Source organism: Methylobacterium sp. D54C (assembly GCF_053345595.1).
The window spans coordinates 1-294 of the sequence record NZ_JBKFAK010000226.1; the positions used below are offsets into that span (position 1 = coordinate 1).

General features: G+C 74.1%; 1 protein-coding gene. It reads right to left on the reverse strand.

The features are described from left to right. Nucleotides 1-294, reverse strand: a 294-nt coding sequence (locus ACLBYB_RS33275) for a HAMP domain-containing protein (RefSeq protein ID WP_447701438.1), incomplete at both ends; no start/stop codon positions are given.

A 294-nucleotide genomic window follows, 5' to 3' on the forward strand; every position in this document is an offset into this window, starting at 1 on the left:
GACCGCGCGCTCGAAGCCGTCGGCGAGCTCGACCATGGTGCGCTTGCGCTCGGCGGCGGCGGCCTCGTCGGCGCGGCGCTTGACCTCGGCCTCCTCGGCGGGCTTGCGGGCGACCATCGCCTTGATGCCCTCGACCGCCTTGCCGACGGCACCGATCTCGTCGCCGCGAGCGCCCTCCCGGATCTCGGCGCCGACCTCGCCGCGAGCCATGCGCTGGAGCACGCCGACGAGGCTACCCAACGGACGCGTGATGCCGAAGATCACGATCAGGGCCGACGCCGCCGAGCAGCGCCA